Source organism: Paenibacillus polymyxa, assembly GCF_001719045.1.
Lineage (GTDB): Bacteria > Bacillota > Bacilli > Paenibacillales > Paenibacillaceae > Paenibacillus > Paenibacillus polymyxa_B.
In genome coordinates, this window is record NZ_CP015423.1 from 5,213,504 (window position 1) to 5,227,662 (window position 14,159).

Here is a 14,159-nt window from a genome sequence, read left to right on the forward strand (position 1 = left end):
CACGAAGGAGGAATAGGGATGAGTGGATCAACCGGGACGAAGGAGCAGGTTTTGGAGCAGAAGTTGGTGGACATTCGCCGCCATCTGCATCGAAATCCCGAGCTATCTAACGAGGAGGTTGAAACTACCGCCTTTATCCGCCGTCTGCTGGAAGAACAGAACATAACCATTTTGGATGTGCCGCTGCGTACCGGATTAGTTGCGGAAATCGGCGGACAGCAGGAAGGGCCAACTGTTGCGCTTCGTGCAGACATTGATGCGTTGCCCATTCAGGAGGAGACGGGATTGCCTTATGCTTCGGTGCACCCCGGCAAAATGCATGCCTGTGGGCATGACTTTCATACCGCATCCCTGTTAGGAGCAGCCATACTCCTGAAGCAGCGGGAGCAGGAGCTGAAAGGCACGGTTCGGCTGGTGTTCCAGCCAGCCGAGGAAAAGGCCAAAGGCGCTGCCCAAGTGCTGGACAGCGGTGCGTTGGCAGGGGTGCAGGCCATATTTGGCCTGCATAACAAGCCGGACCTGCCCGTAGGCACGGTCGGCATCAAAGAGGGCCCGCTAATGGCAGCGGCGGATGGTTTTTACATCGAGGTGGAGGGTCTGAGCACACATGCGGCAGTGCCGCATGCAGGGATTGACCCCATCGTGGTATCGTCACATATCATTACGGCGCTGCAATCCATTGTGAGTCGGAGCGTTAATCCGCTGGATAGCGCGGTCATTAGCGTCACGAAGCTACACAGTGGCAACGCCTGGAACATCATTCCAGACCGAGCCCATTTGGACGGAACCATTCGCACATTTGACGAGAATGTTCGCGCCCAGGTGACTGAGCGCTTCGAGCAGGTCGTAAAAGGCGTTGCCGATGCTTTCGGCACGAAAGCGACCATCCGCTGGATCGAGGGTCCGCCGCCTGTGCTGAACGACGGTAAGTTGGCCGCCATCGCGGAGGAGGCGGCCGAAGCGGTCGGTCTGGACGTAGTTCGTCCCATACCATCCTCGGCGAGCGAGGATTTTGGGTTTTATCAGAAGAACATCCCCGGTGTATTTGTCTTTGTTGGCACTGCGGGAAGCAAGGAATGGCATCATCCTGCCTTTGATCTGGACGAACGCGCGTTGCCCGGAACAGCGAAGCTACTGGCTTCACTGGCAGATTCGGCATTGATATCCATAGAGTAGGAGTGCGAGCCTAGTCTATGGATACTTATCCCCTCTACAAGGAGGGGATATTTTTGTTTGACGCTGTATCATTCCAATTATAGTATAATTTTGTGATTTTATTAAAAATCAAGAGTGGGTGTAATAAGAGAGTAAGCGTTGTCCTTTTAGATGTCTCGTAAAAATAAAAGGTAGCTCAACCAACCGTAAAAATTTGATTTTTGGTCAAATCTATGCGGGAAAAGGAACGCTAAATTTATGTAGTGCGTTGGCAATCCTTTAAAAATATCACTCTTCAGCAGCGTAAAGATATGGCTTCCATGCTGAGTCGGCAAATCAATAATTGGAATAAGCAGTTGAAAGGGTATGATAAGGCGGAGCCAGCGGGGATTGTGGAATTGATTTAGTGAATAAACGGTTTTTTCATTTTATAAAATACTAGTTTTGTACATGCAAAGGGTATGTGTATATTCCAAGATACGATTAAAATGACTAATTTAAATCATTAAGGAAAATATTGACGATGCAATAATCCAGTAATAATATGATTTGTGATTATTTACAAAAAACGACAAGGAGGTTTGATAGTGTACTCTTGATCTCTTAGATTTGTTCGTAAATGCGAAAAGAGAGGTGATAGAGATCATCGTTTCAAGAAAACTACTGCAATAAGACAAATGGATATGGAGGTACATACATGCTGAACAGAAAAGGAATGGTGATGGCTTCTTTTTCAGTAGTCATTGCTAGTTCACTACTGATGGGAAACGCTAGTTTTGTATCAGCGGATTCTCATCTAAACGGGGATTCTGTAAGTGCGGCAACGGGTGATTCGACATTGGCTGACATGCCAGCTTATCTCAAATCATCGGTGGAATGGGTTTGGAAGAATAGAATGTTGACCGAAGGCTCGACGGCGCGTAAAAATACGATTTTTGATCAAATTTTTGCGGGAAAAGGGACTCTTAATTATGTTATACGCTGGCAATCCTCTAAGCCCGTTACACTGAAGCAACGCCAGGATATTGCTAGAATGATAGATCGGCAGATGAACCATTGGACAGATCATCTTCAAGGATATGACGGCTGGCCCTATAAGAATATTAAAGTAAAAGTGGTAGGCTGGGCTGTTGCCGATCCTTCACTGCTCCTAGACAAGCAGCCTGACGAGGTCATTTATACGGATACCATTACAGATACACTAGCTTCTGAAAAACCGGAAATTCCTGCTGCGCTTCCCGTTGCACCTAATGAAATATCGCGATTTGAGCATTTTTCGGACCCGAACTATTCGTATCCGGGTGGATTGGATAAACGCTTTGATATGTATCTCTGGGCCACAGAAAATTTTGGCGGGGGAGCCGGCGGCGACTGGGGACAGCGTATGAATGATGAATACGTTCTGAGTACGGTGAATTCGGATGAGATTGAGATTACTGAACATGAAATTGGGCATGGATTTGGATTAAACGATTTTTATGAAGAACATGAGCGTCCACCAGGTGGATTCCCAACGAACACTATTATGTGGGCCGGTAATTCCGATCATATCACCGACTGGGATATCTGGATGCTGCGTTATACCTGGAGTCAGCTCAAAAAAGATACTTCTCGTTTCCCAAGCGTGACTAACGGCGATGAGGGTCCCATCGATCCATCACCTGATGAAAACGTAAACATTGCGCCAGCTGCAACGGTCAGCACTTCTTATACTTCGCCTTGGGAAAATGTGAGCGCGCTTAATGATGGATTTGACCCAACCAGCTCTAATGATCGAAGTCATGCCGTGTATGGTAACTGGCCTGAGACGGGTACACAATGGGTCCAATATGATTTTGATCAAGAATATACGTTATCCCAAACGGATGTCTATTGGTTCCAAGATGGCGCTGGCGTTGATGTTCCTAAATCTTACAAGATTAAGTATTGGAATGGTCGTAGCTGGTCCAATATCAAGCAGGCTAATGGATTGGGTACTTCGGCAGACCAGTATAATACAACCACTTTTACGCCTGTAAAAACAACGAAATTAAGAATTGAAATGGTATCCAAAGGTTGTCTCCTGCGATTATTTGTGGGAGACAACCTTTTCTAATTCATAGCTGAACAGTTAGAGTCTGATGAGATCAGGCTTTTTTTGCGCCTTGATTATGGTGCTTGTTTACGTTCATATTTGTATCTGTGTTTTGCTACATTCGCGTATGAATGGATCACTAAGAATGAACGGGTGTACGATAGTATGTATAATGGACATCAGATATGAAAGAAAAGAGGACAGAAAGCGATGAGTCACGACGTGAATGCTCCTTACGATGTACATGTAGCATATGGACCGGTGTTTGAGCTGCTCAGCAGCTTACACACCTTTATTTGCCGCAAGGCTTACAAGAAGACCGATTTATCAGCCGAGTGGGCGGAGCAAGTGCGTGGAACGCTGTCTCCAGGTTTGTCCGAATTGCTGGAGTCCTTGGAAATCAATGCAGATTGGAAGGTTATTTATGGACTCGTCTGTATGCTTTCTGATCAGGGGAACGTTGAAGAGGTCGTAGACCGTCTGGAGAACCGGACTGTACAGGAATTAAACGAACAGGCATCAGCCTATGGGATACCGCTGCCTGACGACATGGAGAAGCTTCGCAAACTTGCATTGCAGCTGCTATCCGGTTGGGATAAAGAGTATTTTCGTCATGTGGATACAAGGATTCTAAGCGGGCTGAAACAGGAAGCAGAACGTAGAAACCGGGAGAAGGGCGCATATAGCTCTATGGAGTGGGTGGATCGTACAACAAATGGCTTCCGATTCGAGCCTTCCGAAGGGCTGACGCAGGTGTTGCTGGTACCGCAATATCATTTTCAGCCGATAAATATTTTTTATCGATTTGGGTCGCTCCTGTTGTGCCATTACTCGGCAAGAATTTATGTTCAGGAGGACGATTTTTTATCCCCACAGGAATATCGAATGATCCGAAGCTTGGGGGAGAAGAGCAGGCTCAAGATTTTAAAATATTTGTACCAAAGCCAGTCTCCACGCACCTTTATTGAGATTGTCCGTCATCTCAAGCTGTCCAAGGGAATCACGCACGACCATATTTTTAAGCTTCGTGCCTCTGGCTTCATCCATGCACATTTTGACGGTGAAACATTGCTCGGCTATAGCGCACGGCTTTCGGCAGTAGATGAAATGCAACGGAGCATCCTGGGCTATATGGAGCGAAATTAGGCTGTACGCACCAGTTAGACTTTAACACTTTAAACAAATAGACGTCGACCATTTGGAATCCAGATGAGTGGACGTCTATTTTTTTACATAAAAAATGGAGTTCTCTCTTTACAGAACCGGAATAGATTCCTATAATGAGATTTATCTTATTAATTACAACTTGTTCGATCGGAATTTACTAAATTAACTTGGGGGGATTATTTTGAAAAAGAGAATCATTCTACTCAGCAGTCTACTTCTGGCAAGTTCTACCTTATTAGCAGCTTGCTCTAGTGGTGGATCAGATAGCGCTAGCGATGCTGCTTCGCAAAATAGTGATGCCGCACAGACAGCCGCTACAGCGCAGCCATTAACAAGTCTGGTACAAGCTTCTGATTTATCCAAATTGCCGGAAGTGTCCCAAAAGAGAAGCGACACGATTATTGTTGGTCTGACTGACCCAGCTGGGGTGTTTACTCCGTATTTTAACCAAAGCGGCTATGACGGCAACGTGATTTCGCAGTTGTGGACTCCGCTGGTCACGGTAGACGAGAAGGGGCTTCCGCTGCCCAATCTGGCTAAGAGCTGGGATATTTCCAAGGATAATCTAACGTATAGGTTTCATCTGGTTCCCGGTACAAAATTCAGTGATGGCTCTCCTTTGACAGCTGAGGATGTCGCTTTTACCTGGACGTTGATCTATGACAAAGCCTATCCTGGTGACAGCCAAATCCGAAAGCTGAACATTAAAGGCGGCAAAGATTATACGGAAGGCAAGGCAAAACAAATTGCAGGAATCAAGGTGATTGATGAGCAGACCATTTCTGCGACGTTGGAAAAACCAAACGCGCTGGCTCTGCCGATTCTGGGTGAGTATGTACTGTCCAAAGCCTACTACGGCAAGGATTACAAGTTCGGAGAGCTGGATTATTTTAAAAATCTACATAGTAGCCCACTGGGAAATGGGGCTTATAAGTTAGAAAAATTCATTCCGGGGCAAGAAGTTCGTCTAGAGGCGAATGATTACTTTTTCAAAGGCAAACCGAAAACACAGCATTTCATTTACAAAACAGCAGAAGGCGACGCTTGGCAATTCATAGAAACAGGCGATACCGATTTTTCTCAATTCACCGCAACTCAGGAAAATATCGACAAACTAAAAGGGCTTGGCTTTTTAAACATTTTGCCGTATACCCCTAGCACTTACGGATATTTGCAAGTAAATCTTGAAAATGAAAAGCTTAAGGATAAAAAGGTTCGTCAAGCATTGACCTATGGACTGGATCGGAAAAGCATTTATGTCGACGCAGCTCAGGGAGCAGGGGCGGTCGCAAACATTCCAGCTTCCCCAATATTCTGGTCTTACACGACCGATGGAATCAATCCATACAACTACGACCCGGAGCAAGCAAAAAAGCTGCTGGATGAAGCGGGTTGGGTAGAAGGTAGTGACGGTATCCGTGAGAAAAACGGACAGAAGCTGACTATTCACCTGCTGACCTCTAAACGTCCAGAAACAGACACCTTTATTGCGCTTGCGGCTGAAAATTACAAAGCGATTGGTGTTGACCTTCAACCGGAAATCTTTGCAGACTTTAATGCAATGGTCGCCAAAGTGGAAGGTAAAGATTATGATCTTGCCGCCTTCTCGACAGGCATGCTGACAGATCCATCAGATGGAATCGAGCAATTCGTCAATGGAGAAGTCAAGGGATATAACAATCCAAAGGTAAAAGAGCTATATGAAAAAGGCTTGTCTACAACGAATATGGAAGAACGGAAGAAAATATATCAAGAATTATATGTGCTGCTAAACGATGAACTGCCCGTTATTTTTACCAACTATAAGAAGACGGTGTATGCCTACAATGGTCGGATGGAACATGTAAAGGTCAGTCCGTTCATTGGCTTGTCTGGTAATCTGTTCGAATGGTCCCTTAAATAAGCCACATTTGCGGGCCCCTTGTGAAGAACATCAGGTTCGGATCAAGGGGCCTCCCAAATGGGGAAAACGTAATGAGTAGCCTGACCTTGAATTGAAAGGAGTCTGTCATGAGCTCGTTTTTAACGAAAAGACTGACATATATGGTTATTATTTTGTTGGCCGCTTCGATGATGATTTTTTTCCTGTATGCCATGACACCGGGAGATTTCATTAGCGGCAATCTGAAGCTGTCGCCAGAGAGAAAGGCGGAGCTGAGGGGAATTTACGGCCTGAATAAGCCTATTCTTGAACGCTATGGAAATTGGCTGGGCAATGCGTTGCATGGAAATTTTGGTTATTCGCTTGCCCAGCAGAAGCCGGTGCTGACCTTATTTAATGAGTATATCTGGAACTCGTTTTTGTTGGCCGTTGTATCGACCTTCCTGACCTGGTTTATCGCGGTCATTATCGGTGTGGTTGCTGCTTATAAGCAGTATTCATGGTTTGATACTTTGGTAATGGTGGTGATTTTCGCAGCCATGTCTGTGCCCTCATTTTTTATCGGGTTGTATCTGATTAAAATTGCAGCGGTTGACCTGAAGTGGTTGCCACCCGGTGGCATGCTCAATACGGGCAGTAACGCTACAGGTATGGAATATGTGAAGGAGGTTCTCCAGCATATGACCTTGCCAGTGATCGTTATGACGCTGCTGGGACTGGGGTCGTTGACCCGCTACTTCCGTAGCAATATGATCGACGTGATCCAGCAGGATTATATACGCACAGCCCGTGCAAAGGGCTTAAAGGAAAGAAAGGTACTTTTTACGCACGCATTGAGAAATGCATTGCTGCCTGCCATTACGCTCGTTGGCTTCGAATTACCTGCGCTGTTTGGCGGGTCCCTGATTATTGAAAAGATTTTTAATTGGCCAGGAATCGGTCAGTTGTACATGCAATCCTTTTCGCTCCGGGATTATCCGCTACTTATGGGCTTTACGATGCTGATTGCCATATTGAGCGTGATCGGGACACTGTTGTCCGATATTTTGTATCGCATCGCGGACCCGCGTGTGAAAGTGTAAGAAGGGGGCTAAGGAATGTCATCCGTGAGCAGTAATTTGAGCAAGAGCAACGGCAGACTGCGAACAACTGTTAAATCTTCAATGTGGCAGCAAGCGCTCCGGCAGCTGTTCAGAAACAAGCTTGCTATGGCTGGTCTGCTCGTCGTGGTATTTATGTTTTTGCTCTGTTTTATCGGTCCGTTATGTTCTCCTTATTCCGATAATAAAACAAATATATTAATGATGAACAAGGCGCCCAATATCCATCACTGGTTAGGAACTGACAAGCTGGGGCGGGATGTGATGACACGCGTGATGCAAGCAGGTCAAATTTCTCTTACCGTGGGTTTAGCCTCAATGGTATTGTCAGTCTTTCTGGGGGCTACGCTGGGGGTCATATCCGCATATTTTCGCGGGATTGCGGATCAGATTATTATGCGTGTTGCTGATTTGCTGCTGACGATTCCCAGTTTGCCCCTGCTATTTATTATGGGCGCGCTGCTATCTGACTGGAAGGTTCCACCCGATCAGCGGATGTATATTGTCATGTTGATGCTTAGTCTAGTCAACTGGCCGGGGATTGCACGGATGGTGAGGGGCCAGATGCTTAGTTTGCGGGAACGTGAATTTATGCAAGCCGCGACGGTACTGGGACTCTCGAATCGTCGAAAGCTGTTCAAACATCTGCTGCCGAATATTTTACCGTTGTTGATCGTTATCGCTACATTGAATATTGGCGGAGCTATCTTGAGTGAATCTGTACTCAGCTTCTTTGGCCTTGGCGTGCTGCCCACGACACCGACTTGGGGCAATATGATTGATGCCGCTAACAATGTGCTGGATTTTCAGCAACGACCGTGGTTGTGGATACCGCCAGGACTGTCTATTTTTGCTACAGTCATCGCTATTAATATTTTTGGTGACGGGCTGCGGGATGTACTTGACCCGAAACATAAGAGGTAGGTGATCATACACCATGGACAATTTACTTTCTATTGAACATTTAAGCACTCATTTTTATACAGAAGAAGGAACGGTTAAAGCGGTGGATGATATCAGCTTCCGTGTGAAGCCGGGGGAAACGGTATGCATTGTCGGTGAATCGGGATGCGGCAAAAGTATTACCGCGATGTCCATCATGGGTCTGATCCAGAGTCCTGGTGGTAAAGTGGCAGGCGGAAGCATCCGCTTTGAGGAAACCGATCTGCTAGAGCTTAGCAGAAATGAGATGCGCACGATTCGCGGACATGAAATATCCATGATCTTTCAGGAGCCGATGTCTTCATTGAATCCAGTCATGACCATTGGTGAACAGCTATCCGAACCACTGATTGAGCATTTGAAAATGGGCCGTAAGGAAGCTCGTAAGCGAGCACTGGAGCTGATCGAACAGGTTGGTATATCCCGGCCGGAGCAGATTTTAAAAAGCTATCCGCATGAGCTGAGCGGGGGGATGCTGCAGCGAATTATGATTGCCATTGCTGTTTCTTGTGGTCCCAAGCTGCTTATCGCGGATGAGCCAACGACGGCGCTGGATGTAACGATTCAGGCGCAAATCCTGGATATGCTGCGTGAATTTAAAGCCCAATCCAATATGTCGCTCATGCTAATCACCCATGATCTGGGTGTTGTCGCCGAAATGGCTGATTACGTCATTGTGATGTATGCAGGCAAGATCGTCGAGGAAGGCGAAGTGGTACAGCTGTTTAATCATCCCAAGCATCCTTATACACAAGGGTTACTAAAATCCAAACCGGTGCTTAATCAGCGCCAAGAGGAACTGTATTCCATTCCCGGGCAGGTCCCTAATCCGCTGGAGCTGACGACTTTCTGTTATTTTCACGACCGCTGTGGGCATTGCATGGACATTTGTCGTGTAAAGGATCCTACATTAAAGGAAGTTTCAGCTCAGCAGAAAGCATCCTGCTGGTTATATGAGGAGGCGGTTGTTCATGGCTGAGCCGTTGTTGGAAATAGACCGCTTAAAAACGTACTTTCCGGTGAAGTCCGGGTTTATGAACCGTACTTCAGGACATGTGCGGGCAGTAGACGATATCAGCTTTACGATCCGTCAGGGTGAAACTTTCGGATTGGTAGGGGAATCGGGGAGCGGTAAAAGCACGGTGGGCCGCACGATTGTTAGATTGACGGATAAAACGGACGGTACCGTAAAATACAAAGGGGTAGATGTGCACAGCCTGTCTGCCAAAGGGATGCAGGAACTTCGTCCCAAAATTCAGCTGATCTTTCAAGACCCGTACAGCTCGCTGAATCCGCGTGTACGGATTGGTGATGCCATTGGTGAGGCGTTACTGGATCACGGTATAGCAACGAAGGAGGAGGTCCGGCAGATTGTGCTGGACGTGCTCAAGCTATGTGGATTGTCAGAGTATCATATCGACCGTTTTCCCCATGAATTTTCGGGAGGTCAACGCCAACGGATCGGCATTGCCCGAGCGCTGGCGCTTCAGCCGGATCTAATTATCGCTGATGAGCCGGTATCAGCGCTGGATGTGTCCATACAGGCGCAGATTATTAACCTATTCGCCAAATTGCAGGCCGAACGAGGTCTGACATATTTGTTCATCTCGCATGATTTGAGCGTGGTAGAACATTTGTGTTCCCGTATTGGCGTGATGTATTTAGGCTCCATGGTCGAAACGGCTTCGCGTGACGAGCTATTTGGGAATCCGTTGCATCCGTATACGAAGGCGTTGCTGTCGGCTGTACCTATTCCGGTGCCGAAGCTGAAAAGAGAACGAATTTTGCTCAAGGGGGATGTTCCAAGTCCGGTTAACCCGCCATCGGGCTGTAAGTTCCACACTCGCTGCCCCTTTGCAATCGATCGTTGCTCTAAAGAAATTCCACTCTATCGTGAGGCTCGTCCAGATCACTGGGTAGCTTGCCATTTGGCTGAATGAACAGAGCTAGTCAACAAATTTTAAAGCCGTTGAAACGGCAGACCGTTCACCACAATGAATCGGTTCTACTGTTTCAACGGCTTTTTAATGTTGTGATTCAAACCGCTTGGGTTGACAACGCACCTGGAGTAACGTTATATTAAATGTTAATCGTAATTATTACTATTTAATATGTGAAATCAAGTCCATATCCGTGTTCATCCATCTCGCGGTAGTGAGGGTGAACCTTCATGATTGGCATATATCACAAGGAGGAGCTTTACATGGCCAAGAAGTCAAAAGTCGTAAAAGAGAAGAAACGCCAGGAAATTGTAGCTAAATATGCGGATCTGAGACGTGAATTGAAAGCAAAAGGGGACTACGAGGCTTTGCAAAAGCTTCCGCGTGACTCATCTCCAACCCGCATGAAAAGCCGTTGCGAGCTGACAGGCAGACCTAGAGGATATTTGCGCAAATTCAAGCTGTCTCGAATCGCGTTCCGCGAGTTGGCACATAAAGGTCAAATTCCAGGAATTACGAAATCAAGCTGGTAAATAGGCACTTATGTCAATCGTCAGCGCATGGAGATTATCTGTGTTGTTAACCTGAGGGTATGTCTGATAGAAGGTTGTAACGGGAATGCTTCATGTCGTAGGGACATGGGGCATTCCTTTTCCATGGAAAATATTATCGTTTGTATTGATTCTCCTCAGATGGTTAGGTAGAATATGGACGGGTTAAAAATAATACATAACAAACGATGATATATCACATTATGTATACCTCAGGAGGAGCTACAAGATGGAAGTGAAACAGAAAGAGGACTCCTTTTGGAGTATGGTCAAAAAAGGAAACAAATCCTCGGGCTCGGCGGCGTTAGGTAATACCGGCATTGCCTTGATTAAGGGGATTGCTTTTGCCTTGACAGGCAGCGGTTCTATGTTTGCTACGATGATGCATTCCATTGCGGATGCAGTGAATCAAATGTTTGTATTCGCGGGCAGTGTACTGGCAGAGAAAAAACCGACAAAACGCTTTCCTACCGGCTTTGGACGAGTGATTAACCTGTTCTGTATGGTTGCCGTTATTGTCGTAACGATTATGGCCTATGAAACCGCATTGGAAGGCATTCATTTGCTGCAGCATCCGGCTGAATCTACACATGGATTTTGGATTAATGTTATAGTACTGATTTTGTCACTGGTGGTGGACGGATTTGTATGGAGCAAAGCGATGAAAGAAGTGCTGCATGAATCCAGAGTAGAAGCGAAGGGGTTAGGCATTTTCACCTCTGCGTTCCGCCATGTGGGGCGTGCTGCACCGCCAACCCGGCTGGTGTTCTATGAAGATTTGGTAGCAACAACGGGTGGAGTACTCGCTTTGCTAGCAGTGGTGGTCACATCGCTGACAGATTTTAAACTGCTGGACGGCATTTCAAGTATTCTCATCGGTTGTCTGATGGTCGGTGTTGCTTTCCGGGTCGGTTACGACAACATGGTAGGTTTGATCGGTGTATCTGCTCCTCCTGATATCGAAGAACGTGTGGCTTCCATTATTCTCGCAGATACGCATGTTACTGATATTTATCAAATGCGTATTTTACAGGAGGGACGCTATTATCACGTGGAAGGGTTGATTGAGCTTACGCCGGGCATGACGCTGGCAGATGCTGACGATATTAAATTTAGAGTCGAGGACGCTTTGCTGCGTGATCCTAATATCTCAGATGCAGCACTGGGTATTCTGGAGGATGACGGGATTAGAAAGTGGAAACAAGAGAAACCCACAGTTTAGAAAACATGATCAAAGCGAATCTGGACGGAGATTGGCACTAGTGTAAAACAAGAACTTCCATGACCACGGCAACGGGGCATAGAGGTTCTTTTATTTTTTCTCAATTGTTTTGCTACCCCTTTGAATTTACAATGATTGTTAGATACAATGAAAGCGTTAACAAAAAAAAGAGGGTGAAACAAATGCTTCTCATGAGGAGGAAATGCAGATGAGTCTTCTGAGGGAGGCTTGGCCTGCTTCGCGGCTCGTTAAGGCGCTGGCTGGCGGCATGCAGGATTCAGCAAGGCAACGGTTAAGGAGTAATTGGACAAAAAGGCTACGGACGACTGTCTCTGAGCCGATATACGCCGAGCTTTGGATGGATATTGAGCGTGTCTGTAAAGATAATCGGGAAGCATCATGGCCTGAACTGCCGTTGTCTCTGTTTCGGCAATTTGCTAATACAGGAGAGCGCAAGCCGTATGAGGATGTGTACTTTGAACGGCGTGGACGACTGGTTGCTATAGTGCTGGAAGCTGTTGTCAAGCCGGAGCCTCGAAAGATGAAAGAGGTGGAAAGCGGTCTGCTGGACATATGCAGTGAGTACACATGGGCGCTTCCTGCACATGTCAATGAAGAGGACACCGTAACACCGCCTTGGCAGCAGGTGGATTTATTCGCGTCCGAAACAGCACAAACGCTGGTTGAAATTTTATTGCTGCTAGGAGAACAACTGGCTAGCCATGTGGTCGCTCAGGTGCACGAAGAGATCGAACGTCGTGTACTGGAACCTGTTTTTTGGAAGCCTCGTCATTTTGGATGGGAAACCGCAGATCATAACTGGTCGGCAGTATGTGCTTCCGGTTGCGGAATTGTAGCACTGCTGCTGGTAGAAGATGACTCTTCCAGAGCGGTAGCCATCGAGAGTATGCTGGGCGCGCTGGATTGTTTTTTGGCAGGCTATAGTGAGGACGGGGGATGCCCCGAAGGCGTAGGATACTGGGTGTACGGCTTTGGTTATTTCATTTATTTTGCCGATATGCTGCGTGAGTTTACCGAGGGAGCTGTGGATATTCTGAACTCGAAAAAGATTAGGCAAATTGCAGCCTTTGGGGAGCGGGTTCATCTGTCGAATGGAATTTTCGCTAATTATTCGGACAGTAGTGAAACTGAACGATTGCCTTCCGGACTCATCTCTCAGTTGAATTCATTGCAAGAACGACCATCTACACTCCCTTTCCGCGTACCTGGTCTGTTGGAAGACCCCTGTCGCCGCTGGGCTCATGTATTGCGTAACCTGGTTTGGACGAATTCTTTGGCATTTGGGAGCGGTGAGACCGTTGCTAATTATTTGCCGCAACTCGGTTGGCTGATGTGCCGCAGCCGCAGTTCCAGCCATAGTGGACCCGGAAGCCAAAAGGGTGAACCAGGTGTCATGCTTGCTTTTTCAGCGAAGGCTGGGCATAACAATGAACCGCACAATCATAACGATCTTGGACATTTCATCCTTCATGGCGGTGGCGAAAATATATTGTGTGATCTGGGAGCAGGCTTGTACACGAAAGCCTATTTTTCATCGGGACGAGAGTCGATTATCAATATCTCCTCCGGCGGTCATTCCGTGCCTGTCATCAATGGGACTATGCAGCAATCGGGAGCACAGGCAAAGGCGGCTGTGCTGGATATTGCTTTGGATGAGCAGAAGGAGGTACAGACGGGCACAAGGCTTAAGCTTGATTTGACATCTGCTTATCCCGTAAAAGAATTGGCGGTCTTCACCCGCTCCTTTATATGGAATGTGCTGGAGGGAAACGAGGGGGCAAGGCTTACCGTCACCGATCATTTTGAGTTTGAAACGTCTGGCGTGAGCATGAAGTCATGGGATGTGGAGGAGTTTTTCATCAGTTGTATTCAGCCTAATCTGGGAACAGGCTTCGTAGAATGGAAGGGAGCGAACGCAGTCGTCAGGCTAGATTATGATGCCGGCGTGCTGCGGGCGGGGTTGGAGGCTGTGAAGCACATAGATTATGACGGAGCTCCCTTTGTGTTTTATAAAACATCGCTGCAACTAGACTCCAATCACTGGAGCGATTCTGCAAGCGTAGATTGCAATCTGTTTTTTACCATACATTAATTTTCATTTTGAA

At 46.8% G+C, this 14,159-nt stretch carries 11 protein-coding genes and 1 pseudogene; all 12 read left to right on the forward strand.

The window, feature by feature from the left end:
• The first annotated feature begins 18 nt into the window (after positions 1-18).
• The 12 genes and pseudogenes from AOU00_RS23645 to AOU00_RS23695 all read left to right on the forward strand — a co-directional run bounded on the left by AOU00_RS23645 (position 19) and on the right by AOU00_RS23695 (position 14,146).
• Positions 19-1,176 carry an amidohydrolase gene (locus tag AOU00_RS23645; RefSeq protein ID WP_069291790.1) on the forward strand — a complete coding sequence of 386 codons (1,158 nt, stop codon included), beginning with the start codon at positions 19-21 and terminating at the stop codon, positions 1,174-1,176.
• Between the two features lie 163 nt (positions 1,177-1,339).
• Positions 1,340-1,526: pseudogene (locus tag AOU00_RS27620) on the forward strand (dockerin); the annotation flags it as partial.
• Between the two features lie 326 nt (positions 1,527-1,852).
• On the forward strand, positions 1,853-3,250 hold the full coding sequence (locus AOU00_RS23650; RefSeq protein ID WP_069291791.1) for a discoidin domain-containing protein: 1,398 nt from the start codon (positions 1,853-1,855) through the stop codon (positions 3,248-3,250).
• Between the two features lie 189 nt (positions 3,251-3,439).
• On the forward strand, positions 3,440-4,375 hold the full coding sequence (locus AOU00_RS23655; RefSeq protein WP_069291792.1) for an ArsR family transcriptional regulator: 936 nt from the start codon (positions 3,440-3,442) through the stop codon (positions 4,373-4,375).
• Between the two features lie 202 nt (positions 4,376-4,577).
• Positions 4,578-6,299 carry an ABC transporter substrate-binding protein gene (locus AOU00_RS23660; RefSeq protein ID WP_172828314.1) on the forward strand — a complete coding sequence of 574 codons (1,722 nt, stop codon included), beginning with the start codon at positions 4,578-4,580 and terminating at the stop codon, positions 6,297-6,299.
• Between the two features lie 107 nt (positions 6,300-6,406).
• Positions 6,407-7,360 (forward strand): ABC transporter permease, encoded by a 954-nt coding sequence (locus AOU00_RS23665; protein WP_061831922.1) that lies wholly within the window; start codon positions 6,407-6,409, stop codon positions 7,358-7,360.
• A gap of 15 nt (positions 7,361-7,375) precedes the next feature.
• Positions 7,376-8,302, forward strand: coding sequence for an oligopeptide ABC transporter permease (opp4C, locus tag AOU00_RS23670; RefSeq protein ID WP_069291794.1), 927 nt, complete (start codon positions 7,376-7,378; stop codon positions 8,300-8,302).
• A gap of 13 nt (positions 8,303-8,315) precedes the next feature.
• The gene (locus AOU00_RS23675; protein WP_069291795.1) at positions 8,316-9,299 is read left to right on the forward strand and encodes an ABC transporter ATP-binding protein; all 984 of its coding nucleotides are present in this window, start codon (positions 8,316-8,318) and stop codon (positions 9,297-9,299) included.
• Entirely contained in the window at positions 9,292-10,260 is a 969-nt protein-coding gene (locus tag AOU00_RS23680; RefSeq protein WP_069291796.1) for an ABC transporter ATP-binding protein, read from the forward strand. Before AOU00_RS23675 ends, AOU00_RS23680 begins: the two co-directional genes overlap by 8 nt.
• Positions 10,261-10,523: 263 nt before the next feature.
• Positions 10,524-10,793 (forward strand): 30S ribosomal protein S14, encoded by a 270-nt coding sequence (gene rpsN, locus AOU00_RS23685; protein WP_069291797.1) that lies wholly within the window; start codon positions 10,524-10,526, stop codon positions 10,791-10,793.
• A gap of 247 nt (positions 10,794-11,040) precedes the next feature.
• Complete coding sequence (locus AOU00_RS23690) at positions 11,041-12,033, forward strand: cation diffusion facilitator family transporter (RefSeq protein ID WP_069291798.1); 993 nt, start codon at positions 11,041-11,043, stop codon at positions 12,031-12,033.
• A gap of 208 nt (positions 12,034-12,241) precedes the next feature.
• On the forward strand, positions 12,242-14,146 hold the full coding sequence (locus AOU00_RS23695; RefSeq protein WP_069291799.1) for a heparinase II/III domain-containing protein: 1,905 nt from the start codon (positions 12,242-12,244) through the stop codon (positions 14,144-14,146).
• Positions 14,147-14,159: the final 13 nt, after the last annotated feature.

What these genes read in the sequence shown, in the direction of transcription:
- AOU00_RS23645 (WP_069291790.1), top strand. Translation starts at nt 19, where the DNA reads ATGAGTGGATCAACCGGGACGAAGGAGCAGGTTTTGGAGCAGAAGTTG.
- AOU00_RS23650 (WP_069291791.1), top strand. Translation starts at nt 1,853, where the DNA reads ATGCTGAACAGAAAAGGAATGGTGATGGCTTCTTTTTCAGTAGTCATT.
- AOU00_RS23655 (WP_069291792.1), top strand. Translation starts at nt 3,440, where the DNA reads ATGAGTCACGACGTGAATGCTCCTTACGATGTACATGTAGCATATGGA.
- AOU00_RS23665 (WP_061831922.1), top strand. Translation starts at nt 6,407, where the DNA reads ATGAGCTCGTTTTTAACGAAAAGACTGACATATATGGTTATTATTTTG.
- opp4C (WP_069291794.1), top strand. Translation starts at nt 7,376, where the DNA reads ATGTCATCCGTGAGCAGTAATTTGAGCAAGAGCAACGGCAGACTGCGA.
- AOU00_RS23675 (WP_069291795.1), top strand. Translation starts at nt 8,316, where the DNA reads ATGGACAATTTACTTTCTATTGAACATTTAAGCACTCATTTTTATACA.
- AOU00_RS23680 (WP_069291796.1), top strand. Translation starts at nt 9,292, where the DNA reads ATGGCTGAGCCGTTGTTGGAAATAGACCGCTTAAAAACGTACTTTCCG.
- rpsN (WP_069291797.1), top strand. Translation starts at nt 10,524, where the DNA reads ATGGCCAAGAAGTCAAAAGTCGTAAAAGAGAAGAAACGCCAGGAAATT.
- AOU00_RS23690 (WP_069291798.1), top strand. Translation starts at nt 11,041, where the DNA reads ATGGAAGTGAAACAGAAAGAGGACTCCTTTTGGAGTATGGTCAAAAAA.
- AOU00_RS23695 (WP_069291799.1), top strand. Translation starts at nt 12,242, where the DNA reads ATGAGTCTTCTGAGGGAGGCTTGGCCTGCTTCGCGGCTCGTTAAGGCG.